Raw genomic sequence first — 23791 nt, 5'->3', positions numbered from 1 at the left:
GTACACTGGAGCCAGATCGCCGAGCCGGGAAATACGGGAAATCCTGGCGACGGGCGCAAAACCGGTCCCTCACCGGAACGTCCCGCCGGGTTCCCCGGGGTTCGCCGACACCAGGGTCCAGGGTCCCTGGGCCAGGAGGGTTCGCAGGGGGGCGGCGTGGGCGGCGTCCAGGTTGGCCAGGGCCTCGTCCAGCAGCAGGAGCGGTCGTCCGGACGCCAGGGCGCCGGTGAGGGCGATGAGCTGGCGCTGGCCGCCGGACAGGTTCCTTCCGCCGGGGGGGAGGAGGGTCCGGTAGCCCATGGGCAGGGTGTCCACCAGGGCCTGGAGGCCGGTGGGGCCGGCGGCTTCCATGAGCCGCTCCAGGGGCGCGCCGCAGGCGTAGATGCGCAGGTTCTCCAGGATGGAGCCACCGAAGATCCGGACGAATTGGGGGAGGTAGACCAGGTCGTGGCGCACCTCCCGGGGATCCCGGCCCGCCACCCGGACCCGGCCCCGCTCGGGCACGTGGAGACCGGCCAGCAGCCGCAGGACCGTCGTCTTGCCGAAGCCGGAGGGACCGGCGAGGGTGGCCTTCTCCCCGGGATCCACCCGCAGGTCGTAGCCCTGGAGCACCCAGGGGGACGAGGGGGTGTACCGGAACCCCACGTCCTCCAGCACGGCGGGCACCGGGCCCGGGGTGGGGGAGTCCCGGCGGGGCCGCGGGTCGGGTTCCCGGGAGAGGATCTCCTGGGCCTTGGCCAGCTGGGGCTTCAGGATCAGGAGGGTGAGGGCGGTGTGCACCACGGCCAGGAAGGAGCTGGTGAACCCGCTGCTCAGCTGGAGGAAGGCGAAGAGGGTTCCGGGCTTCAGGGAACCCTCCAGGAGGCGCAGGCCGCCGTGGATGAACAGGCCGATGGCCAGGGCCTGGCTGACCAGGCCCAGGACCAGGTCCGAGGCGAGGTTCAGGCGGCTCCGGGTCAGCTCCAGGCCCAGGACGGCGCGACGCCGCCCCCGCCACCGGTCCAGGGCCCTGGCCTCCGTGCCGGAGCCCTTGAGTGTGGCGATGCCGGTCACCAGTTCGATGAGGAGGCCGTGCTCCCGGGCCGCCGCTTCCACCTGGCGGGCCTGAAGCCGTGCCTGCACGCGGCCCAGGGCGAGGGTGGGGAGCGCCAGGAGGGCGGTCACCAGGAGGATCACCAGGGAGGCGCCCGGAAGCAGGGCGAACATCGCCAGCAGGTACAAGAAGCCCATGGCCCCGCTGAGGAATACCCCTACCGTCCGGGCGGGGAGCAGGTCCCGGGCCGCGGCGAAACCGCCGAAGGCCTGCAGGAGGTCGCCCAGGGTGCGGGACTGCAGGAAGGGGAAGGGGCAGCGCAGGGCGTGCTCCAGGAACCCGCGTTCCGCGGAAACGGCCAGCCGGGTCGAAAAGAACAGCACCACCCGTTCCTGGATCCAGCCGATCCACACCTGGTGCACCGTGGCCAGGAACATCCCGGCCACCCCCAGGGCCAGGAGGGAGCTGGCCCCGTCCGGCAGGGCCCGGTCCAGGATGAGGGCGGTGGTGGCGGGGAGGACCAGGGCCAGGGCCTGGAGCATCAGCAGGGCCGCCCCCAGCTGGAGCAGGCTCCTGGGCTGGCGCAGGAACAGGGGTTTCAGGCGGGCCCAGAGGGTGGCGCCGGGGGGCAGGGCGGGGGAAAGGTCCAGGGCCCTTCCGGAGATGCGTTCCGCCAGGGCCTCCGGGTCCAGGGTCCGGACGCCCCCGGGCGTTTCCACCGAAAAGGACCCAGAGGGCCCGTCCAGGAGGAGAACCCAGGTGCCCTCCCGCAGCTCCACCAGGGTGGGCCGCTCCAGGTAGGCGAGGTCCCGGCTGTCCAGCCGCGCGGCGCGGCCCTGGAGGCCCCGGTCCTCCAGCGCCTCGATCATGCGGTCGGGTCCGGGGTCCAGGCCATCCCGGAAAGCCTGGCGGCCGCCCTCGTGGCCAAGGCGCGCCAGGAGGCGCCCCAGGGCCTCCTCGGGGGGAAACCCGGCGAGGGGGGCCGGTTCAGCCACGGCCCGGCTCCGCGGCCGCGAGCAGGTCCCGGAAGAGGCCCGGAGCGGCCTGGAGCTCCCCGAAGGGGCCTTCCTGGACGATCCGTGCGCCCTGGAGCACCAGGATCCGGTCCGCGTCCCGCAGGGTGGCCAGGCGGTGGGCGATGAGGATCCGGGTGCAGCCCAGGCGGGCGAGGTTGGCCTGGATCCGGGCCTCGGTGCCCGGGTCCAGCGAACTGGTGGCCTCGTCCAGGACGAGGATGGCCGGATCGTGGGCCAGGGCCCGGGCGAGGCTCAGCCGCTGGCGCTGGCCCCCGGAAAGCAGGCTGCCGTTCTCGCCCACCCGGCTGTCGAAACCCCGGGGCAGGGCGGCGATCACATCGTCCACGCAGGCCATGCGGGCCGCCCACAGGAGCCGCTCCTGGGACAGGTCCCCGTCGTGGAGGGCCAGGTTCGCCCGCACCGTGTCGTCGAACAGGAAGGTCTCCTGCATCACCACGCCGATCTGGCGGCGCACGGCGCCCAGGTCCAGCTCCCGCAGATCCCGGCCATCGAAGCGCACGGTGCCCCGGTCCGGAAGGTGGAGGCCGAGGAAGAGCCGCGCCAGGGTGGACTTTCCGGCGCCCGTCGGCCCCACCAGGGCCACGGTCTCCCCCGGCGCGATGCGCACGTTGAGGCCGTCCAGCGCGGGCGCGCCCCCGGGGGCGTACCGGAAGGTCACGTCCCGCAGCTCCACGGCCCCGCCGAGCCGGCCGGGATCCGCGGAGCCCCGGGGTTCCCCGGCGGTTTCCAGCACGTCGTCCAGGCGCCTCAGGTGGGTGCCCAGGGACTGGAGCTGGAGGAGGGCGGCCAGGAGCGAGCCCAGGGGCGCCATGAACAGGCCCTGGAGGGTCAGGAAGGCCACGAAGGTGCCCAGGGTCATGCGGTGCGCCAGCACCTCCCGGCCCCCCACCCCGAAGACCAGGAGGCCGGCCAGGCCCTGGAACAAGCCCAGGGCCGCGCCCAGGCCCCGGGTGAGGCCCTGGGCCTCCAGGCCCAGGTTCACGCGCTCGGTCATCCTGTTGGCCCAGCGGCGCACCATGTGCCCTTCCGCGCCGCTGGCCTTGGTGGCCTCCAGGCCGGACAGGGCCTCCAGCAGGGCCGCCCCCTCCCGCCCCGCCGCGGCCCGCCCGGAAGCGGCCAACTGGCGGTTGCGGTCCCACAGGGCGCCCAGGAGGGCCGCGTGCACCAGGCTGAGGGCGAGGACCAGCCCCGCCAGCCTGGGGTGATAGGCGATCATCAGGGCGGCGAAGCCCAGGAGCAGGAACCCGTCCAGGAGGGCGTTCACCGCGCCGGTGCTGAGCAGGTCCTGCACCTCGGCGCTGCTCCCGGCCCGCTGCGCCAGGTCGCCGGGATCCCGCTGGAGGAAGAAGCCCAGGGGCAGGCGGAGCATGTGGCCGAGGAACCTGCCCGTGAGCGCGAAGTTCAGTTCCAGGTGCAGGTTCAGGGCCACCCAGCCGCGCACCAGGCCCAGGGCGGCGGCGGTGATGGCCGCCGAGCCCAGGCCCAGGGCCAGGCCCCAGAGCCAGGGCGCCTGCCGGGGCACCAGGACCCGGTCCAGGAGCAGCTGGCTGGCCACCGGCGTGGCCAGGCCCACCGCTTCCAGGACCAGGGTGGCCAGGAGAATCTGGGTGAGGCTGGGCAGGTTGCGCCGGAAGACCTCCCGGTACTTCGCCAGGCTGGGGCGCATCCGGGCCCGGGGGGCCAGGGCCGGCGTGGGGCGGAACAGGAGGGCGGCGCCCGTGAAGCTGCGCCCCAGTTCCAGCCGGTCCACCCGGCGCCGCCCGTGGGCCGGGTCCACCAGGGTGGCGCCGGTCCTTCCCACCCGCTCCAGCACGACGAAATGATCGAAGTCCCAGTGGAGGATGGCCGGGAGAGGAAGGCGGAACAGATCCTCCACCTCCAGCCGGACGCCCTCCGCCTCCAGGCCGAAGGCGTGGGCGGCCTTCACCAGGGCCAGGGCGCTGGCGCCGTCCCGGGAAATGCCGCAGGCCTGGCGCACCTCCGCCAGGGGGGCGTGGTGGCCGTGGTGGGCCAGGACCATGGCCAGGGCGGCCGCTCCGCATTCGGTGGCCTCCATCTGGGCGATGAAGTCCACCCGCTTCCGGAGCCACGGGCGCCCGCCCATCAGCGCAGCCACTTGCGCAGGGGATCCAGCACCAGCGTGATGGGCCGCTGCCTCCGCAGGGTGAAGCGGGCGTTCATCAGCATGCCCGAACGCAAGGGAACCCCGGCCCGGAGCACGGCCTGGGTGTCGGTGAGCCGCACCTCCACCCGGAAGACCGGGAGGCCGGGGAAGGTCGTGTCGCCCAGGGCCTCCTGGATCTCGAAGCCCGACGCCAGGTCCTCGCTGATGCGCTCCACCCGGCCCCGGAGGGTGCCGTATTCCGCGTAGGGCAGCTGGTCCAGCTCGAGGCGCACCTCGTCTCCCGGGCGCACGAAGGCCCGGTCCTTCTCGGGCAGGAAGGCGACCACTTCCAGCGGGGCGCCCCGGGGAATGAGCTTGCACAGGGCCTGGCCGGCCCGGACCCCTTCGCCGGGCTTCACCAGCATCGCCTCCACCTGGCCGTCCTCCGGGGCCTCCAGCCGGGTCTGGCCCAGCAGGAAGCCCAGCGCCTCCGCCCGCACCTCCGCATTTTGGATGGTCTGCCGGCGCTGCCAGAGGTTGTCCTGGCGGCTGTTTTCCAGCGCGGCCCGCTCCTGGGAGGCCAGCTCCAGGGCCTGGTCCGACTGGCTGAGCTGGCGCTGGGCCTGGGCAAGGGCCTCCCGGGCCTCGTCGGCCCGGGCGGGGCTCAGGATGCCCTCCCCTTCCAGAATGAGGCAGCGCTTGAGGTTAAGTTCCAGGGCCGCCACGGACTGGCGCTGGCTCCGGCGCTGCTCCCCGAGGCCGGCCATGCGCCCGGTCAGTCTTCGCACCTGTTCGGCATAGCCCTGGTCCTGGCGGGCGGCCGTGGCCCGGAAGTGAAGGTGGACCGCCTCCACCTGGCGGCGGGCTTCCAGCAGCTGGGCCTGCACCGGAGGCGCCTCCAGCCGCGCCAGCACCGTGCCCGCCCGGACCTGCTGGCCCGAGCGCGCCTCCACCTGGCCGACGGTGCCGTCCACCTTGGCGATGACCACCCGGATGCCCGTGCGGGGACGCAGGATGGCCCGGGCCCGGCCGTTCACCTCCACCCGCCCCAGGAAGGCGGCCAGCAGCGCGGTACCGAAGGCCGAAAGGAACACCAGCAGCAGGGCCCAGCTCCAGGGCGGGGACACCCGGATCAGCCCCCGGCCCTCCTCGCCGCCCAGGTGGTGCTCCAGCGCCTGGGCCCGGAACAGATGGGGCGAACGCTCGTCCATGGCCCTCCCGGTGGCCGGCCCGCATTCCAGGGGCGGCTCCAGTGGACGAGTGGAAAAGGATCCCGGAAGGTTCCCGGGGGCTCAGCGCGGGTGGATCGGGCCCTGCCATTGGCGCAGGGGCAGGCCGGGCCTGCCGGCCAGGGACGCCTGCACTTCGCTGATCATGGAAAGGGCGATGAGCTCGGGCGATTCGGCGCCGATGTCCAGCCCGGCGGGGTAGTGCAGGAGGGAGCGGGCTTCCTCGGTGAGGGGGCCGTCCTCCTCCTCCAGTTCCCGGAGGATGCGCTCGCTGCGCCGGCGGTTGCCCTGGAGGCCCACGTAGCCCAGGGGCGCCTTCAGGAACGCGGCCAGGGCGGCCTTGTCCGCCTCGTACACGTGGCTCACCACCAGGGCGGCGGTGCGGGCGTCGAAGGGGATGGCTTGCAGGGAATCGGGCGGGTGGCCCACGACGATGCGGTTGGCCTCGGGGAAGCGGGCGGCGGTGGCCAGGCCGGGGCGGTGGTCGGCCAGCCCCAGGAACCAGCCCAGGCCCTTGGCGAGCCGGAAGAGGGGCATGGCGTGTTCGCCGGCGCCGAAGACCCACAGGGCCACGGGGGGCCGGATGGGTTCCAGGAGGAGATCCACCTCCCCCCCCTCCAGCCGCGCGGTGCGGGCCTCGGCGTGGGCCGGGGGGGTGCGCAGGGCGGCCTCCAGGGCCGGGGGCGCCGGCAGGAGGCTCCGGTCCCCTTCGAACAGGAAGCGGTCGCCGGGGGCCGCCGGCACCTCGCCCCTCGTCCCGAAGACCGTGGCCAGCAGGCCGGAGCCCCGCTCCCGGGCCAGGCGTTCGGCGTGCTCCAGCCAGGGCGGCACCTGCCCGGGCTCCATCCGCTCCAGGAGCACCTCGGCCCGGCCCGCGCAGCCCATGCCCGTGCCCCAGATGAGATCGATCTCGCTGCCCAGGTCGAAGGTGACGAGGAGGGGGTGGCGGCTTTCCAGCACCGCCGCCACCCGCTCCTTCACGTCGGTCTCCATGCACCCGGCGCTGATGCCGCCCTGCTGGAGGCCCCCGGGGTGGAAGACCATCCGCGCCCCCGGTTTGCGGTACGAACTGCCCTTGGTGCGCACCAGGGTGGCCAGGGCCGAAGGCTCCGCCAGGCTTCGCAGCGCGGCGGCGATCTCCCCGGGCCCCCGCATGGCTAGAACCGGTCCCAGAGCTTCACGGCCAGCTCCCGGCTGCGCGCGGCCAGGGCCGCCTCGTCCAGGCCGTTGCACAGGACCTTGCCCTCCATGAGGATCCGGCCCGCGCAGAGGGTGGTGTCCACCGTCGCCTGGGAGATGCCGAAGACCAGGTGGCCCAGGACCGTGTTGCCGTCCAGGGGCGTGGGGGGGTGGTAGTCCACCAGGATGACGTCGGCGGCGGCGCCCTCCTCCAGGGTGCCCAGGGGGAAGCCCCAGAGCTGGGTGGCCAGTTCGGGGTTCCGGGCGAAGAGGGTGTTGGCGATCTCCATGAAGGCGCAGGTGGGGTTGTCCTGGCGCAGGTGCTGGGCCCACATGGCCACGCGGATCTCCTCCAGCATGTTCACGGTCATGGCGTCGGTGCCCAGGCCCACGCGCACGCCCCGGCGCACCATGCCCAGGACGTCGGCGATGCCCACGGCGTTGTTGAGGTTGGACTGGGGGTTGTGGGCCACGAAGGTGTCCGTGGACGCCAGGAGCTCCTGGTCGGCCTCGGACGCGTGGACGCAGTGGGCGGCGATGCTGCCCCGGCCCAGGAGCCCGTGCCCCGCGAGGCGGGCCACGGAGGTGAGGCCGTGGTGCTGGAGGTTGTACGCCACGTCCGAGGCGGCCTCGGCCACGTGCACGTGGAAGCCCACGCCCGCGTCCCGGCCCAGGACGGCGGCGCGGTCCAGGGTGGCGTCCGTGAGGGTGAAGGCCGCGTGGAGGCCGAAGAGGGCCCGCAGGTGGGGGTCCTTTTCCGAGGCGCAGCGCCGGGCGAAGGCCGCGTTCTCCTCCAGCCCCGCGTCGGTGACCGCCTGGCCATCCCGGTCGGAGACCTCGTAGCAGAGGCAGGCGCGCACGCCGCTGCGGCGCACCGCCCCCGCGATGCGGTCCAGGGACCCTGCGGCCGCGAAGGGGCTGGCGTGGTGGTCCACCAGGGTCGTGGTGCCCTTGCGCACGGCGTCGGCCAGGACGACCTCGGCGCTGATGTCCACGTCGTCCAGGGAGAGCTTGCGGTCCAGGCGCCACCAGAGGTTGTCCAGCACCTCCTGGAAGTTCGCGCTGGGGGCCGCCTTGCCCAGGCCCCGCACGAGGGTGGAATAGAAGTGCATGTGGGCGTTCACCAGGCCGGGCATGACCACCTTGCCGGTGGCGTCGAGGGTGCGGTCGAAGGGGCCCGGGATGGCCTCCTTCGGGGCGATGCGGGCGATGCGCCCGTCTTCGATGAGGACCGCCCGGCCTTCCAGGACCCGGCAGGGGCTCCCGAAGGTGATGACGGTTCCGCCGTGGATGAGGATTCGCATGGGGGATCTTTCCAGGTGTTTCGGTCAAGGGAAAGGCCGGTGACGGGTGGTGATCATATCACCCGTCACCGGCCGCATCAGGATCGGTCTAGGACCGGGCCACTTCCTGGTTGAACTTCTCGATGAGCTTGTCGAAGGCGGCGGCCTCCTCCGTGAAGAGCTGGCGCCAGTACTCGGGATCCCACTGGGCGCAGATCTCCTCGTAGGTCTTGCCCTGCTGCTCCACCCACGTGTAGTACTTCAGGTTGTGGATGGCCTTCTTCTCGGGGTAGGTGAGCTCCTTGAAGTGGTCCACGCCCTGGCGCTCGAGGCTGCCGACGCGGGTGGTGGCGGCGTCCACGGCGGTGAAGGCGCCGTGCTCCGCGGTCTGCTCATCCAGGCGGGAGCGGTACATCTCCACGCTGTCCGTGAAGATCGTGAAGACCACGTCGTTCTCGTCCAGCTCCCAGTACTTGGCGGCCTTGATGGCGGCCAGCAGGTTGCAGATGCCGCTGATGCCCAGCAGGCCCAGCTTCTGGATGACGTCCTGGCTGATGCCCAGGCCCGCCAGGTGCTTCTGGCCTTCGGGCTCGTTGAAGAGCCGCAGGATGCGCATGCAGTCCTCGTCGTCGATGGCGGCGACGGCGTCGGTGTTGCGGACATTGTGGACCCAGGGAACGTGCTTGTCGCCGATGCCTTCGATGCGGTGGTCGCCGAAGCCGTTCATGAGCAGGGTGGGGCACTGCCAGGCCTCGGTGGCGATCACCTTGGCGCCGGGGTGGTGGGCCTTGAGGTAGTCGCCGGCGGCGATGGTGCCGGCGCTGCCGGTGGCGCTGGCGTAGGCGGCGAGGCGGGTGCTGGGGGTCTTGATGGCGTTGAAGACGTCCTCGATGGCCGGGCCCGTGACGTTGTAGTGCCACACGGGATTGCCGAACTCCTCGAACTGGTTGAAGATCACGTGCTTGGGATCGTTCTTCAGCTCCCAGCACTTGTCGTAGATCTCCTTGACGTTGCTTTCGCAGCCGGGGGTCGCGATCACTTCGGAGCCGATCTGGGCCAGCCAGGTGAAGCGCTCCTGGCTCATGTTCTCGGGCAGGATGGCGATGGCGGTGCAGCCCAGCACGGCGGAATCGAAGGCGCCGCCGCGGCAGTAGTTGCCCGTGGAGGGCCACACGGCCTTGTGGGTGTCGGGGTCGAACTCGCCGCTCACGAGGCGGGGCACGAGGCAGGCGAAGGCCGCGCCCACCTTGTGGGCGCCGGTGGGGAAGTACTTGCCCACGAGGCCGATGATGCGGGCCTTGACGCCGGTGATCTCCCGGGGGATCTCCAGGTGGTTGGGGCCGCCGAAAAGGCCCGTCGCGGGGTCGTTCTTCCAGGTGATGCGGAAGAGGTTGGCGGGGTCCACGTCCCACAGGCCCACGTTCTTCAGGCGGGCCTTGACGGCGTCGGGGGCGGTTTCGGGGTGGCGCATCTGGTGGAAGGTCGGGATGACGATGCCCCGGTCCTTGCACCGCTTGGCGGTGCGCTTAACCACTTCTTCGTTGTAGGTCTTGACGATCCTTGACATGGGTATCTCCTCTGGGACCTACAGGTGAAGGGCCTGGGCGCGGTTGACGATCTGCTCGAGCTTGGCTCCGGGATCCTTCAGGCGCGTGAGGAACATGAGGGCGCTGATGATGAAGGGCTTGTAGGCAGCTTCCTGGTAGGTGGGAATGCGGTACTGCTCGAAGACCTCGGCGGAAACCTCGCCGGCCTTGCAGCTCACGTCGGTGATGTCCGCGGGCAGGCAGTGCATGTACAGGGCCTTCTTGTCCGCGGTGAGGTCCATCATCCTGCGGGTGCATTCCCAGTTGGCGTGCTTGGCGTTGTTGGCCAGGCACTCCTTCTCCAGCTCGCGCAGGCCCTCCTTGTCGGAGACCTTGAGCATCTCGGTGCGGCGCTCCATGACCTGATAGGGGGCCCAGCTCTTGGGGTATACGATATCGGCGCCGGCGAAGGCCTCTTCCATGCTGTTGGTGACGGTGAACTTCCCGCCGCTCTTGGCGGCCTGCTTGCCGGCGAGGTCCACCACGTCGGAGATGAGGCCGTAGCCTTCGGGGTGGGCCAGGCGCACGTCCATGCCGAAGCGGGACATGAGGCCGATGATGCCCTGGGGCACGGAGAGGGGCTTGCCGTAGCTGGGGGAGTAGGCCCAGGTCATGGCGATCTTCTTGCCCTTGAGGTTCTCGAGGCTGCCGAAGTGCTGGCGCAGCCAGGCCAGGTCGGCCAGGGACTGGGTGGGGTGGTCGATGTCGCACTGGAGGTTGACGATGCTGGGACGGCGGTGGAGCACGCCCCGCTGGGTGCCGTCCGTGAGGGCGTCGCCCACCTCCTTCATGTAGGTGTGGCCCTCGCCCAGGAACATGTCGTCCCGGATGCCGATGACCTCGGTGAGGAAGCTGATCATGTTGGCCGTCTCGCGCACGGTCTCGCCGTGGGCGACCTGGCTCTTCTGCTCGTCCAGGTCCGACAGGCCCAGGCCCATGGCGTTGGCGGCGCTGGCGAAGCTGAAGCGGGTGCGGGTCGAATTGTCGCGGAAGATGGAGATGGCCAGGCCGGTGTCGAAGGAGCGGAAGGAGTGGCCGGCCTTGTGCAGCTGCTTGAGGGTGTCGGCCAGGGTGACGATGGCCCGGATCTCCTCTTCGGGATGCTCCCAGGTGAGGAGGAAATCCTTGTGGAACAGATCGGTCTTCAGGCCCTGGAAGGCGCGCAGGTTCTCGGTGATGGTGGGGGTCGCGGTCATGGGGTCCTCCTTGAGGAATCAGGTGAAGGGAAGGGTTTCGGGATCGGGCTGGAGGGGGACCCCCATGGGGCGGTCCGGTTCCAGCAGCCGCCCATCCTGGACCCGGGGAACGCCCCGGAGCAGCACTGAGCGGAAATGCAGCTTCGTGGTGAAGCCGGGGAAGGGTTCGAAGGTGGGCACCCCGGTGGAGCGCACGGGACGCTCGGGGCCGTGGGGGTCCAGGACCACGATGTCGGCGTCCAGGCCGGGCAGGATGGCCCCCTTGCGGTCGGCGACCCCCGCCCGCAGGGCGGGGTTGAGGGCGAGGTGGGTGGCCAGGCCCAGGGCGGAGCGGTCGGGATCGTCCTCCCAGATCTTCCAGGTCACGTGGGGCAGGGCGCCCAGGCCGGGCATGCCGTTGGGCACCTGGCGCAGGTCCTGGCCGTTCCAGCTGTCCTTGTCCTCGGGCCGGAAGGCGCAGTGGTCCGTGGCCACCATATCGAAGGCCCCCTCCCGGGCCAGGGCGCGGAAGGCCTCCCGGTGCCCGCGCAGCGGGGGCGAGCAGAGCCAGTGGTGGCCGTCGGGGCGCTGCAGGAAGGTCTCGTCCAGGTAGAGGTACTGGGGGCAGGTCTCCATGGAGACGTCCCCTTCCGCCTTGGCGGCGACGATGGCCCGGGCGCCCTCGAGGGTGGAAACGTGCACCACGTGCAGGGAGGCCCCCTTGGCCAGGGCGAGCTCCGTCACCCGGCGGATGGCCTCCACTTCGGCCTCCTCCGAGCGCAGCCGCGTGTGGGAGACCGCCTTGGAGAGATCCAGGGCCCCGGGCTCCACGTGGGCGATGATGTCGTCGTCCTCGCAGTGCACCATGAACGTCGCCCCCAGGGGCGAAAGCCGCTGGAACAGGTCCCCCAGGCTCTGGTAGCTCACGTAGAGCCCCGCGGGCCGGTACGTGGTGTAGAACTTGAGGGTGCGGTACCCGGCCTCCAGCAGGGCCTCCAGGAAGCGCAGATCGCCGGGCTCGAAGGTGGTGGGGGTCAGGTGCCACAGGACGTCCCCGTGGCAGGTGTCCAGGGCCTTGGCCCGGGCCGCCGCCATGGCCTGGCGCAGGGTCTGGCCCTCGGCCTGGGTCACGAAGGTGCACAGGGTGGTGATGCCGTTCAGCATGGCCTCCCGGGTGGCGGTCTCGTAGTTGTCGGCCAGGTAGAAGCGCCCGATGTGGTCGTCCACGTGGGTGTGGAAGTCCATGAAGCCGGGCAGCACGTAGCAGCCCGAGGCGTCCAGGTCCCGGTCGGCGGGGCCGGCATGCCCCACGGCCCGGATGAGGCCGTCCTCCACGAGGACGTCGGCCTTCACGAGGCGGTCGCCCTGGGCCACGCGGCCGTTGCGGATGGCGATCTTCATCGGGGGAGGGACTCCAGCCGGGGTTCGATGGCGGGGGGGATGGAGATTCGGGAGAGGGGGGCCTCCACGTCCTTGAGGCCGTTGCCCGTGGCAAGGATAACCGCACGGGCCCCGGATGGAAGGGCCTTTGCGCCGGCCTGGAGCTTCACGAGCCCGGCGTAGGCCGTGGCGCCCGCGGGTTCCGTGAAGATGCCGGTACGGGCAGCCAGGGCGGCCTGGGCGGAGAGGATCTCGTCGTCGGTGACGGTGAGGGTGAGGCCGCCGCTTTCCTGGACGGCCCGGCGCGCCCCGTGGGCGTTGCTGGGGCAGGTCACGGAAATGGAGTCGGCCCGGGTGGTGGGGTTGGCCGCGTCGGCGTAGACGCCCGTCTCCACGTACCGGTGGATGGCGTCGGAGGATTCGGCCTGGACGCCGATGAGGCGTGGGAGGCGGTCGATGAGCCCGGCCCGCCGGAGGTCCACGAAGGCCTTGTGCACCCCGCCGATGATGACCCCGTCGCCCACGGACACGAAGATCGCGTCGGGGACCCGGAAGCCGGCCTGGGCCCAGATCTCCAGGCCCGCGGTCTTCTTGCCCTCGATGGTGAGGGGGTGGTAGGCGGTGTTCCGGTTCAGGCCGCCGCGCTTCTCCGTGTATTCGAGGGAGAGGCGGAAGGCGTCGTCGTAGGTGCCCTTGACGGGCACGACCGTGGCCCCGTACAGGACCATCTGGACCAGCTTGGCCTTGGGGGCCTTCTCGGGGACGAAGATGAGGGCCTTGAGTCCGGCCGAGGCGCACACCGCGGCCAGGGCCGAGGCCGCATTGCCCGTGGAGGCTGCGACGATGAGGTCGATGCCCAGTCGCCGGGCCTCGGCGGCCACCAGGAAGGAGGCGCGGTCCTTGAGGCTGCCGGAGGGATTGAGGCCGTCGTTCTTGACCCACAGCTCGCCCAGGCCCAGTTCCGCGGCGAGGCGGTCCACGCGGGCCATGGGGGTGTTGCCCACGGGCAGGGGCGGATGGAACGCGGTCTCCACGGGGCAGAAGAGGTTCCAGTCGGGGCGGGCCTGGTCGAAGGCGGCGCCGATGGCGTCGTAGTCGAACACCGCCTCCAGCACCCCCGTGAGGGGGATGCCGGGGCGGTAGGACTTCCCGCACTCAGGACAAAGGTAGCGGACCTCGTCGCGGGAATACGTGCGGCCGCAGTCCGTGCACCGGTAGCTGAATGGGGTCATGGCGGAAGTCCTGGAAGAAGGTGCGCGGGGGAGGACCCCCGCGCGGGGGTGGGGTCCTGGCTAGAAGTGGTATTCCAGGGCGATCATCCCGGTGAGGGTGCGGGGGTTGACCACGGCGTGGGGGATGTTGACGTCCTGGGTGGTGGCGAAGGTGGGATCGCCGAACTTGTTGTTCCAGAATTCGACGCCGGGGCCGATCTGCCAGGTGCCCTTCTTGGCGCCGAGCAGGCCGCTGAAGTCGGCCATCCAATAGGCGTCGATCAGGGTTTCGATCTTGGTGTCGACCGTGGAGCCGTCCTTGCCCTTGGCGCCGGTGATGGCCGCGAAGCCCTTGAACTTGCCGGCGACGGGGCCGATGGGGGCGTTGATGCCCCAGGCGGCGTTGATCTGGTAGGTGGCGTCGAACACCACGTTGTTGTTGCCGCCGTTGAAGCCGCCGAAGGAGTTGTGGTTCCATTCCTTGTAGTACTGCACGCCCAGGGTGAGGAAGCCGGGGACCTTGAAGGAGAGCGTGGGGCCGGTCATGAGCTTGTAGACGGAGGGGGCGAATTCGGTGTTCTTGGCGTTGTAGTCGAACCCGGTGGTCCATTCCACGTCGCGGATGATGCCGGCCTCCATCTTCTTGCCGAAGACGGCGCTGAGGCTGAGGTTGTTGCGGTAGGCGACGTAGACTTCCTGGGCGCCCTTGGCCGGCGCGGGGGCCGTGTTGTTGATGGGATCGTTGCTGTCGGACTTCAGCATGTCCACGTTGAAGAAATTGCTGCCGAGGGTGTTGCCGCCCACGTAGTTGAGGGAGAGGATCTGCTTCTGGATTCCGGACGCGTAGCCGGGTTCGCGGAAGGCGGGGCCGGTGCGGTAGCCGAGGAACGTATCGCTCCAGGTGGCGGCGGAAACGGGAACGGCGGCGAGAGCCACGAGTCCCAGGGCGGCGAGAGTGAGCTTCTTCATTCGTGTTCTCCTTTGTATAGGCCGGGCTGAAACAGCGTGGCCAATTGGGTGGGGGGGAAACTTGAAGAAATGATGACTCAAAAGTCTTCTTTTCGCTGCTCAGGCTTCGCTTGCCTTCGTGGCCTGGATGGACTCCTCGCTCGCTTCCTCTCGGTGCTTGAGCTGGTTGAAGAACAGATTGAGCGCCACGGCGACGAGGGAAGCCAATAGGATTCCGCTGCCGAGGAGGGGCTCGAGGGGTCGGGGCATTTCCCGGAAGAACTTGTCCGCCACCAGGGGGATCATGCCGAAGCCGATGCTGATGGCCACGATGTAGAGGTTGTTGCGGTTCCGCTGGAAGTCCACGCCGCCCAGGATCCGGATGCCCGTGGCCGCCACCATGCCGAACATCACGATCCCCGCGCCGCCCAGGACGTAGACGGGCACCGAGGCCACGACGAAGGCCAGCCTGGGGACCAGGCCCAGGGCCAGGAGGATGGCGCCGCCCATGACGCACACGTAGCGGCTGCGCACCCCCGTGACGCCCACCAGGCCCACGTTCTGCGAGAAGGAGGTGTAGGGGAAGGTGTTGAAGAGCCCGCCGATGAGGGTGCCCAGGCCGTCCACCCGGAGGCCGTCGGAAAGCTGCCTCTGGTCCACGGGCTTGCCGGTGATCTCCGAGAGGGCCAGGAACATGCCCAGGGACTCGATCATCACCACGACCATCACAAGGCACATGGTGAGCACGGCGCCGAACTGGAACGTCGGCCACCCGAACTGGAAGGGCCGGACGACGGCGAACCAGGGCTGGGCGCCGATGTTCTCGAAGCTCACCCGGTGCAGGCCGATGGAGATGACCATGCCCAGGATGATGCCCATGAGGACGGCGATGTTGGCGAAGAAGCCCTTCACGAACCGGATGATGAGGAGGATGGCCACCAGCACCGTGCCCGCGATGGCCAGGTTCCCCAGGGAACCGTAGCCCGGGATGCCCGGATGGGGTCCGCCCGCGGCCCAGTTGATCCCGATCTTCATGAGGGAGATGCCGATGACCGAGATGATGCTGCCCGTGACCACGGGCGGGAACAGCGGCAGGAGCCAGCTCACCACCGGCGCGATGAGGATGCCGAAGAGGCCCGCGGCGATGACCGCGCCGAAGATGCCGGTGATGCCGATGGCGGGGTTGCCGGCCATGACCACCATGGGGCTGACGGCGGCGAAGGTCACGCCCATCATCACGGGCATGCGGATCCCGAAGCGGCCCACGCCCAGGGCCTGGATGAGGGTGGCCACGCCGCAGGCGAAGAGGTCGGCGTTGATGAGCATGGCCAGCTGTTCCTTGGGAAGCCTCAGCGCGCCGCCCACGATGAGGGGAACGGCCACCGCGCCGGCGTACATCACCAGCACGTGCTGGATCCCGAGCAGCGAGAGCCTGCCCAGCGGCAGGACCTCGTCGACGGGATGGACCGCCTGTTCTTGACTCATCTCAAACTCCGTGGACGCGCCCCTCCGGGCGGATGGGATGTGGAGGGACTCCCTGGCTTCCTGGCGACGGTGCGGGGGCAGGATCTGTTGATTTGCCTGTAAGTTTAAAATAGGCGACCCGCTCGTCAACAAAAATTTTCAGTCCCGTGAAAAAATTCCATCAGGCCGGCAGTTCGGCCTGGGCGAACAGCAATCCGAGCAGCGTGGCGCAGGGCATGAGATCCACCTGGGACCCTTCGGGCAGGGTTCCCCGGGCTTCGAATCCCAGCAGGTCCCATGCGGGGGACTGGAACCTCGCAACCACCCGGTCGGTGCGGTACTCGGCCACGCCGTCCCGCACGTCCAGGCTGTGCTCCTCGCCGCCCAGGCGGGCCCGGAGACCCACGCCGCCCTGCACGGGGATCAGCCGGAAGGCGTCCCCCTTGGCTTCGCGGAAACCCTCCTCGTCGATCCAGAACTTGGGCTTGTCGCGGTAGGGGGCGCCCTTGGCGGGGCAGAAGGTGTCGCAGTTTCCGCATTCGTTGCAGAAGTCGCCGATGTTCAGGGTCTGGACGGCCTGGGCCACCTGGAATTCCCGGGCGCCCTCGGCCACGAGCCGGCCCTGGCGCACCACCAGGGTGGGCACCTGGAACGTGAAGGGCTCCACGGCGTAGGCCAGGTTGGCGCGGTTGGGGCAGACCGTGACGCACAGGCTGCAGAGGTCGTCGCAGTCCAGGCAGCGGCTGGCTTCCAGGGCCGCGGCCTCGGCGCTGAAGGCGTGGATGACCTCCGCGAAGCCCTCGCGTTCGGTGAGCGGCAGCACGGGGACGGTCTGGGGCTTCTGCTGGCGGGCCTTCTTGTCCATGGCGGCGGCCGCGGGGATGCCCTTGGCCAGCTGGGGTTCGGCGGGAAGGGCGATCCCGTGCCTGCGCGCGATGGCTTCCGCCGCGGCGCGGCCGTCGGCGATGGCCTGGATGACGGAGGAGGGTCCGTGCACCGCGTCCCCGCCGGCGAAGAGGCCCTCGAGGCTGGTCTCGCGGGTGGTGGCGTCCACCTCCAGGGTGCCGTCCTTCCTGCGGCGCACCGCCAGGCCCTCCAGGAAGTCCAGCACCGGCTCCTGGCTGATGGCGGGGATGATGGTGGTGGCGGGGAGGGTCTCGAAGGCGCCCTCGATGGGCACGGGGCGTGGGCGGCCGGAGGCGTCGCGCTCCCCGAGCTTCATCTTCCCGCACACCAGGCCGGTGACCTTGCCGCCGGTGATCTCCACGGAATCGGGGGCCACCAGGTCGCGCAGGCCGATGCCCTCCTCGATGCAGTCCTCCACCTCCGCGGGGTCGGCGGGCATCTGGGCCCGGGTGCGGCGGTACACCAGGGTGACTTCGCCGTCCTTCACCAGGCGCCGGGCGCTGCGCGCCGCGTCCATGGCGGAGTTGCCGCCGCCGATGACCAGGACCCTGGAGCCCAGGTCCATGGGGGCGCCGGAGCGCACCTTGTCCAGGAACTCCAGGGCATCCATGACGCCGGGGGCGTTCTCGCCGGGGATCCCCAGGCGCTTGCCCTTCTGGGCCCCCACGCCCAGGAAGACGAAGGGGAAGTCCTTGCGCAGGCCCTCGAGGCTGATGTCCCGGCCCAGGGCCTGGCCGAAGTGGAACTTGACGCCCAGGGCCCGGAGCCGGTCCAGATCGGCTTCCAGGGTCTCCTTGGTGAGCCGGTAGCCGGGGATGACGCCGCTGACCATGCCGCCCATCTCCTGCCGGGCCTCGAAGATCTCGGCCTGGAAGCCCAGGCGGGCCAGGAAGTAGCCCGCGGAAAGGCCCGCGGGGCCCGCGCCGACGATGGCGACCTTCACGCCCCGGGCGGGGCCCGCCTCCGGCGCGGCGGGGGCGGCGTTCTCGAAGGCGAAGCGCTTGATCTCGCGGATGGCCAGGGGGGAGTCGTAGAAATTGCGCACGCAGCGCTCGGTGCATTTGTGGTCGCAGACGCTGCCGGTGATGCCGGGCTGGGGGTTGGTGCGGAGGATGACGTCCATGGCCTCCCCGGGCCGGCCGTGGGCCACGAGCCACATGTAGTCGGGGATGTTCTGGTGGGTGGGGCAGGCCTCGGCGCAGGGCGCGGCGATGCAATCGAAGGAGCCCAGGGCGCGGTCGCCCTTGAAGACCAGGGGCCGGGCGCGGCGCGTGTAGGTGTCGTCGCCCACGGCGCGGATGGCGTGGCGGGCCAGGTTGAAGCGGGCCCCGTGGCCGCCGGAGACGGCCTTCACGAAGCCCGGGAGATCCGCGGCGCCCGTGGAGGTCATGGCGTCCTCCAGGTTCACCAGGTACTGCTGGAGCCGCGCGTAGCCGCCGGGCTTGAGCAGGTCGGTGCACACCGTGACGGGATACATGCCGTCGGCCACCAGGTCGGGGAAGTTGTTGGCGTCGGCCCCCCCGCAGAAGCTGATGGGCACCTTGCCGTCCAGCTCCTCCGTGACGAGGTCGGCCAGGGTGAGGGTGAGGGGGTGGAGGGAGCGCCCCGACATGTACATCATCTTCTCGTTGGCGGGGAACACGGGCCGGTGGTTCACCACCTCGAGGGTGTTGGAGAGCTTGAGGCCGAACTGGTTGGGGCGGCCCTGGGCGACCGCGGCCAGGTTGCGCACCATGGCCATGGCGTCGGCGAACTTGGGATCGTGGCCGAAGGCCTCGTCGGGCACCTCGATATCGAAGCCGAGGGTGTCGTTGAGGATGCCCCTCAGGCGCTCGGGGCCCAGGAGAGTCGGGTTGAGCTTGACCCAGGTGTCCACGCCCAGGTCCCGGATGAGGTAGGTGGCGATGCGCTCGATCTCGGCCGGGGGGCACCCGTGCATGGTGGAGAGGGTGATGTGGTTGGAAAGGCGGGAGGGGATGGCCAGGTCCCGCACGGCGGGGTAGACCCGGGCCACCTTCTCGACGGCCGCGGGCAGCGCGTCGGAGGCGTCGCGCATGTGGGCGATGAAGCCCTGCACGCGGTCGGTGCGGATGCCTTCGAGGTTGTAGCCCACGCTCATGTTGAAATGGGTGCCGGGGTCCTTGAGGCCCAGGCGGTGGGCCAGGGCGTGGATGAGCACCCAGGCGTTGAGGTACTCGTCGAAGGACTGCTCGAGCTTGAGCTCCTGGCTCCATTCGCAGTTGTAGGTCTCGTCCGCGGAATCGATGCAGGGCCGGCTCACGGTGAGCTCATCCAGGATCTGGACCGTCTTGAGCTCGATGAACCGGGCCCCGCACAGCCAGCTGGCCACGATGTTCTGGGTCAGCTGGGTGTGGGGTCCCGCGGCCACCCCGAGGGGGGCGGCCACGGTGTGCCCGAACATTTCCGTCGCCAGCCGGGGCCCGGGGATCTGGATATTGGCCTTGGGGATGCCAAGGACCGTCTCCCGGGAATCGAGATCCCGGAAGATCCAGTTGGCCATGAGCTCGAGCGGGGCGGGGCGGAACGCTTTTTCCATCGGAGTACCTGTCTTGCGGGGTGGGGCTTGGGGGAAGCGGCTCGGCCGGAAGGGCTACAGCGACGCGTAGACGGTGGGGAAGCGGGCCAGGAAGGCCGCGCAGTGCTGCAGCTCGCGCTCGTCGAGGCACTCGCCGATCTTGTGGGTGTTCTGCTCGATGCCGGGGCCGAAGCCGATCATGGCGGGGTGCTTGTACACCTCGTTCACCACCCACTTCTTGTCCGCGCTGCCGGGGATCACGGTGGCCTTGGGCACGGGGAAGCCCACGCCGTCGGTGGAGAAGACCCAGCGGTCCACCCGGGGCTGCTTGGTGACGCATCCGCCGGTGCCCACCTTGCCGTCCACGTAGGGGCTGATGACGTTCTCGTAGGCCTTCACCGCCGCCTGCACCGCGGGGTGCTCCTCGGGGGTGAGCCAGCCCAGGTAGACCTGGGGGTTGTTCAGCACGTAGCCGTTCCAGCTGGCTTCGGTGTAGGTGGGGATGGAGACGTCCACCTGGAGGCCGGCCTTGCGCGCGGCGGCCACCGCGTCCAGGGCCTCCACGTCCGCGCAGGAGCCTTCGGGGGTCTCGCCGATGGTGAGGCGCCGGTCGAAGCGGAAGGTGAACTTCTCGGGCACGGCGCAGTCGCTGGGGGTGTCCAGCCGGGCCCAGGAGGCGGTGCGGGTGCCGTGGCCCAGGAACTTGTCGTCCTTGAAGCCGATGCGCTTGTCGTACTTCTCGGAGGCCTCCTTCAGGATGGCGCCGCCGAATTCCAGGGGGTTCTTGCCCTCCCAGGGCATGGAGCCGTGGCAGGACTTGCCGGTGACCGTCACCTCGATCTGCATGCGGCCCCGCTGGCCGCGGTAGATGCCCAGGGCGCCGTTCTTGGAGCAGCCGGAGCCGTCCGTGAGGATCACCACGTCGGGGATGATCTCGGGCTTGGCCGTGGGGAACACCTTGCGCACGAGGTACATGGGGCCCGCGCCGTCGTTGTCCTCCTCGCAGGCCGTGCCGTAGGAGCGCACGATGACGCCCTTGAGGGAGCCTTCGCTTTCCAGTTCGAGCAGGATCTTGGTGGCGATGGCCGCGGAGACCACGCCGCCCAGCTGGTCCGCGGAGCCGCGGCCGAAGATCAGGTGGTTCCACTCGCTCTCGTCGGGGAGGTAGCCCAGTTCCTTGCGCAGGAACTCCTTGTTGATGCTCTTCGGGTCCACGATGCCGTTGAAGCAGTCCACGCCGCCGACCTTCTCGCGCCACTGGGCGCGAAGCGGCTTGACGGTGTCGGTGTGGCCGTCGATGTAGATGACCTTCTTCTGCGCCGGGGCGATGCCGTCGTTGGGATCCTCGACCCACCACACCAGGTTGCCGAACTCGTCGAAGAAGGCGTCCTCGTCGCGGCGCACGGCCTTGATCTCCACGATCTTCTTCCGGAGGTAGTCCAGGCGGGGGAACTCGTGGTTGGAGGTGCCGCAGGCGGGGTCGCCGCCCTGGTCCAGGGGCTTGTCCACGTAGTCCGCGGGGATGCGGATGGCTTCCCGCAGGATCTCCGAGGCCAGGGGCAGGTACTTGGCCGCGAGTTCGGAGATGCGGGTATCGAGGTTGGTCAAGACGCCTGAACTGGACATGGAGTCCTCCGGGTGGTTAGGGGGTCGGCGCGCCGGCGAAGGCGCAGGGCCACCCTGGTTGGGAAAGGATAGGGGCGGCGGCACCGGGCCTGGATCACAGCCGGGTGTGCCGCAGGAAGCCGCTCCCGCGATGCGGGGTTTCAAGTTTGGACCACGTTGACAGGACCATTGTGGGAACAAACGACCGTCAGATCAATAAAAAATTTTCACTGGAAAAAAAATTTTTTACCTATTATTCATTGCTTGGAAAAGGGGCTTTTAGGGTCCCGCACCGGGCAATGGCGCCGGAGGATATAGCAGGCCAAAAGGCATACAAGCGTGCAGGCCAGGCCCCCCTCCAGCCCGAAGGCGCCGCCGGTGAGCCAGGCGGCCCGGGCGTGGGGCACCGGCGCGAAGCAGCCCACGGCCTCGGTGCCGCTGACCCCGAAGCCCAGCAGGGAGCCCTGGCACCAGTTCCACCCCAGGTGCAGGCCGAAGGGCAGGGCGAGGCTCCGGGTGCCCAGGTACGCCAGGCCCAGGACGACGCCGGCCAGGAAGATGTTCACGGCGGCGAAGACCGCCGTGGGGCCCGCCATGCCCGGATTGGAGAAGTGGGCGATGGAGAAGAGCACGGAGAGGAGCAGCAGCGCCCCGAGGGTGCCCAGGCCCCATTCGACCCGCTGGAAGAGGTAGCCCCGGAACGCCAGTTCCTCGCTGAAGGCGGGCAGGAAGTAGAAGGCCGCCCCGGGGGCCAGGGCCCCGGCGCCGGCGCCCCGGACCAGGTGGAAGCCCCCGGCGGCGTAGGCCAGCAGGGCCGACAGGAGGATGATGCCGCACCCGCCCGCCGCCCCCAGGGCGAAGTCCCGGGCCCAGGCCGCTCCCGGACGCAGGCCCAGGGAGGGCAGGGACCGGTCCTCCAGGGCCAGGAAGAGCGCGGAGACCGCCAGCAGCGTCGCGCACAGCCCCACGGAGGGCGGCACGGCGGGGGCGAGTCCCAGGACCAGGCGGTAGGCCCCGGCCGTGGCCAGGTAGAAGAGCAACGCCCTCCAGCCGGGGCGGAGGGCGTTGCCGGGTCCCAGGAACAGGCCGGGCACTAGAGCGGGATGTTGCCGTGCTTCTTGGGCGGCATGGACTCGCGCTTGCCCTCCAGGAGGTTGAGGGCCCGCAGCAGCTTCTTGCGGGTCTCCCGGGGCATGATCACTTCGTCCACGTACCCCAGGCCGGCGGCGACGTAGGGATTGGCGAACCGCTCGTTGTAGTCGGCCACGATCTCGGCGCGCTTGGCGACGGGGTCCTCGGCCTTGGCGATGTCCTTGGCGTAGAGGACGTTCGCGGCCCCGTCGGCGCCCATGACGGCGATCTCGGCGGTGGGGTAGGCGAAGTTGAAGTCGGCCCGGATGTGCTTGGAGGCCATGACGATGTAGGCGCCGCCGTAGGCCTTGCGGGTGATGATGGTGAGCTTGGGGACCGTGGCTTCGCAGAAGGCGTAGAGCAGCTTGGCGCCGTTCTTGATGAGGCCGCCGTGCTCCTGGTTGACCCCGGGCAGGAAGCCCGGGACGTCCTCGATGATGATGAGGGGGATGTTGAAGGCGTCGCAGAACCGCACGAAGCGCGCGCCCTTCTCGCTGGAGGCGATGTCCAGCACGCCGGCGAGGTGCGCGGGCTGGTTGGCCACGATGCCCACGCTGCGGCCTTCCAGGCGCCCGAAGCCCACCACGATGTTGCCCGCGTAGGCGTCCATCACTTCGAAGAAGTGCTCGTCGTCCACCACGCCCTTGATGATCTGGCGCACGTCGTAGGGCTTGCTGGGATCCTCGGGGATGATGGAATCCAGCGCCGGGTTCTCCAGGGGCATCTCGATGAGCGGGGCGCGGCGGGGGGTCTCCTGGAGGTTGTTGGAGGGCAGGAAGCTCAGCAGCTCCCGGGTGTGGGCCAGGGCCGCCAGGTCCGAAGGCACCAGGAAATGGGCCACGCCGGACTTGTAGCCGTGGGCCGAAGCCCCGCCCAGCTCCTCCTTGGACACGTCCTCGTGGGTGACGGCCTTGATGACCTCGGGGCCCGTGACGAACATGTAGCTGGTGTTGCGCACCATGGTGATGAAGTCGGTGATGGCCGGGCTGTACACCGCGCCCCCCGCGCAGGGCCCCATGATGAGGGAGATCTGGGGGATCACGCCCGAGGCCATGGTGTTGCGAAGGAAGATTTCCGCGTAGCCGGCCAGGGAATTGACCCCCTCCTGGATGCGCGCTCCGCCCGAATCGTTGAACCCGATCACCGGGCACCCGACCTTCATGGCCATATCCATGATCTTGCAGATCTTCCGGGCATGGGTGAGGGAGAGGCTGCCGCCGACGACGGTGAAGTCCTGGGCGAAGAGGGCCACGGGGCGCCCGTCGACCCGGCCGAAGCCCGTGACGACGCCGTCCCCGGGCATCTTGGCCTCGCCGGGGGTGGGGTTGAGGGCCAGGGCGTCCACTTCCTCGAAGGAGCCCTCGTCCAGGAACGCGGCCACCCGCTCCCGGGCGGTGAGCTTGCCGCCCTGGTGCTGCTTGTCCACGCGGGCGGGGCCGCCCCCCTTCATGGCCTCCGAATAGCGGGACCGGAGGGTATCGAATTTGTCCTGAAGGGTCATCAGTACTCCTTGTGGGGATCGGAGGCGCGCAGGACCGAGGCCTTGCGCAGGGCCACCGGGGCGCTGGCCACCGGGGGCTCAGGGGCCTCTCCGGCCTCCTCCAGCGTCAATGCCGCCTCCAGGGCCTCCTCGGGGACCACCACGGCCCGGCGCAGTTCCACGGCCGCCATGGCGGGTCCGGGGGGGGCGCTCGCCGGGGTTCCCCCCAGGAGCAGGACGAGGCAGAGGCCGATCATGGTTCAAACTCCAGTACGCAAACCCTTCATTGTAACTTTGGGCCCGGGGCGCGGCCAAGCCTATTTGAATGAGAGGTTGTCTCAGCCCGCCGCCCCTCGGCGGCCGGGGGATGGCCCTCCATGAAAAAGGGGGCCCCGCCGGGGCTGGGGTCCTTTCCTGCGGTTTGGACCTTCTGGCGGTGACCCGCATTCCCTGCCGGTGGCCGCAGGTCCTTTCGTCCAAGTCCCCGAGGAAGGGCCCGGCCCA

The 23791-nt window shown here is 70.0% G+C and carries 16 protein-coding genes; all 16 read right to left on the bottom strand.

Features of this window, described 5'->3' with window-relative positions:
• Positions 1-69: 69 nt before the first annotated feature.
• Positions 70-2028 carry a peptidase domain-containing ABC transporter gene (locus tag R2J76_RS20990; protein WP_316413620.1) on the bottom strand — a complete coding sequence of 653 codons (1959 nt, stop codon included), beginning with the start codon at positions 2026-2028 and terminating at the stop codon, positions 70-72.
• Positions 2021-4186 carry a peptidase domain-containing ABC transporter gene (locus tag R2J76_RS20985; protein ID WP_316413619.1) on the bottom strand — a complete coding sequence of 722 codons (2166 nt, stop codon included), beginning with the start codon at positions 4184-4186 and terminating at the stop codon, positions 2021-2023. The genes R2J76_RS20990 and R2J76_RS20985 overlap by 8 nt, the downstream gene beginning before the upstream one ends.
• Complete coding sequence (locus tag R2J76_RS20980; RefSeq protein WP_316413618.1) at positions 4174-5385, bottom strand: HlyD family secretion protein; 1212 nt, start codon at positions 5383-5385, stop codon at positions 4174-4176. The genes R2J76_RS20985 and R2J76_RS20980 overlap by 13 nt, the downstream gene beginning before the upstream one ends.
• Before the next feature lie 81 nt (positions 5386-5466).
• Entirely contained in the window at positions 5467-6558 is a 1092-nt protein-coding gene (locus tag R2J76_RS20975; RefSeq protein ID WP_316413616.1) for an XdhC family protein, read from the bottom strand.
• Positions 6559-6560: 2 nt separating this feature from the next.
• Positions 6561-7886 (bottom strand): putative aminohydrolase SsnA, encoded by a 1326-nt coding sequence (ssnA, locus tag R2J76_RS20970; RefSeq protein WP_316413615.1) that lies wholly within the window; start codon positions 7884-7886, stop codon positions 6561-6563.
• Between the two features lie 88 nt (positions 7887-7974).
• Positions 7975-9432 carry a pyridoxal-phosphate dependent enzyme gene (locus tag R2J76_RS20965; protein WP_316413614.1) on the bottom strand — a complete coding sequence of 486 codons (1458 nt, stop codon included), beginning with the start codon at positions 9430-9432 and terminating at the stop codon, positions 7975-7977.
• Positions 9433-9450: 18 nt separating this feature from the next.
• Complete coding sequence (gene ygeW / locus R2J76_RS20960; RefSeq protein ID WP_316413613.1) at positions 9451-10647, bottom strand: knotted carbamoyltransferase YgeW; 1197 nt, start codon at positions 10645-10647, stop codon at positions 9451-9453.
• Positions 10648-10665: 18 nt separating this feature from the next.
• Positions 10666-12027 (bottom strand): amidohydrolase family protein, encoded by a 1362-nt coding sequence (locus R2J76_RS20955; RefSeq protein WP_316413612.1) that lies wholly within the window; start codon positions 12025-12027, stop codon positions 10666-10668.
• Entirely contained in the window at positions 12024-13238 is a 1215-nt protein-coding gene (gene thrC / locus R2J76_RS20950; protein ID WP_316413611.1) for a threonine synthase, read from the bottom strand. The genes R2J76_RS20955 and thrC overlap by 4 nt, the downstream gene beginning before the upstream one ends.
• A 60-nt stretch (positions 13239-13298) precedes the next feature.
• Positions 13299-14186 (bottom strand): hypothetical protein, encoded by an 888-nt coding sequence (locus tag R2J76_RS20945; protein WP_316413610.1) that lies wholly within the window; start codon positions 14184-14186, stop codon positions 13299-13301.
• A 99-nt stretch (positions 14187-14285) separates the two neighbouring features.
• Entirely contained in the window at positions 14286-15650 is a 1365-nt protein-coding gene (locus tag R2J76_RS20940) for a nucleobase:cation symporter-2 family protein (RefSeq protein WP_316413609.1), read from the bottom strand.
• A gap of 160 nt (positions 15651-15810) precedes the next feature.
• The gene (gene ygfK, locus R2J76_RS20935; protein WP_316413608.1) at positions 15811-19092 is read right to left on the bottom strand and encodes a putative selenate reductase subunit YgfK; all 3282 of its coding nucleotides are present in this window, start codon (positions 19090-19092) and stop codon (positions 15811-15813) included.
• A gap of 54 nt (positions 19093-19146) precedes the next feature.
• The gene (locus R2J76_RS20930) at positions 19147-20697 is read right to left on the bottom strand and encodes a M20/M25/M40 family metallo-hydrolase (RefSeq protein WP_316413607.1); all 1551 of its coding nucleotides are present in this window, start codon (positions 20695-20697) and stop codon (positions 19147-19149) included.
• Between the two features lie 236 nt (positions 20698-20933).
• Entirely contained in the window at positions 20934-21716 is a 783-nt protein-coding gene (locus R2J76_RS20925; protein WP_316413606.1) for a CPBP family intramembrane glutamic endopeptidase, read from the bottom strand.
• A 53-nt stretch (positions 21717-21769) separates the two neighbouring features.
• Positions 21770-23308, bottom strand: coding sequence for an acyl-CoA carboxylase subunit beta (locus tag R2J76_RS20920; protein ID WP_316413605.1), 1539 nt, complete (start codon positions 23306-23308; stop codon positions 21770-21772).
• The gene (locus R2J76_RS20915) at positions 23308-23544 is read right to left on the bottom strand and encodes a hypothetical protein (protein ID WP_316413604.1); all 237 of its coding nucleotides are present in this window, start codon (positions 23542-23544) and stop codon (positions 23308-23310) included. Before R2J76_RS20915 ends, R2J76_RS20920 begins: the two co-directional genes overlap by 1 nt.
• Positions 23545-23791: the final 247 nt, after the last annotated feature.

Source organism: Mesoterricola silvestris, assembly GCF_030295405.1.
Lineage (GTDB): Bacteria > Acidobacteriota > Holophagae > Holophagales > Holophagaceae > Mesoterricola > Mesoterricola silvestris.
Note: the sequence above shows the minus strand (reverse complement) of the source record. Positions and strands in the feature narration are given on the sequence as shown.

What these genes read in the sequence shown, in the direction of transcription:
- R2J76_RS20980 (WP_316413618.1), bottom strand. Translation starts at nt 5,385, where the DNA reads ATGGACGAGCGTTCGCCCCATCTGTTCCGGGCCCAGGCGCTGGAGCAC.
- R2J76_RS20975 (WP_316413616.1), bottom strand. Translation starts at nt 6,558, where the DNA reads ATGCGGGGGCCCGGGGAGATCGCCGCCGCGCTGCGAAGCCTGGCGGAG.
- ssnA (WP_316413615.1), bottom strand. Translation starts at nt 7,886, where the DNA reads ATGCGAATCCTCATCCACGGCGGAACCGTCATCACCTTCGGGAGCCCC.
- R2J76_RS20965 (WP_316413614.1), bottom strand. Translation starts at nt 9,432, where the DNA reads ATGTCAAGGATCGTCAAGACCTACAACGAAGAAGTGGTTAAGCGCACC.
- ygeW (WP_316413613.1), bottom strand. Translation starts at nt 10,647, where the DNA reads ATGACCGCGACCCCCACCATCACCGAGAACCTGCGCGCCTTCCAGGGC.
- R2J76_RS20955 (WP_316413612.1), bottom strand. Translation starts at nt 12,027, where the DNA reads ATGAAGATCGCCATCCGCAACGGCCGCGTGGCCCAGGGCGACCGCCTC.
- thrC (WP_316413611.1), bottom strand. Translation starts at nt 13,238, where the DNA reads ATGACCCCATTCAGCTACCGGTGCACGGACTGCGGCCGCACGTATTCC.
- R2J76_RS20945 (WP_316413610.1), bottom strand. Translation starts at nt 14,186, where the DNA reads ATGAAGAAGCTCACTCTCGCCGCCCTGGGACTCGTGGCTCTCGCCGCC.
- R2J76_RS20940 (WP_316413609.1), bottom strand. Translation starts at nt 15,650, where the DNA reads ATGAGTCAAGAACAGGCGGTCCATCCCGTCGACGAGGTCCTGCCGCTG.
- ygfK (WP_316413608.1), bottom strand. Translation starts at nt 19,092, where the DNA reads ATGGAAAAAGCGTTCCGCCCCGCCCCGCTCGAGCTCATGGCCAACTGG.
- R2J76_RS20930 (WP_316413607.1), bottom strand. Translation starts at nt 20,697, where the DNA reads ATGTCCAGTTCAGGCGTCTTGACCAACCTCGATACCCGCATCTCCGAA.
- R2J76_RS20920 (WP_316413605.1), bottom strand. Translation starts at nt 23,308, where the DNA reads ATGACCCTTCAGGACAAATTCGATACCCTCCGGTCCCGCTATTCGGAG.
- R2J76_RS20915 (WP_316413604.1), bottom strand. Translation starts at nt 23,544, where the DNA reads ATGATCGGCCTCTGCCTCGTCCTGCTCCTGGGGGGAACCCCGGCGAGC.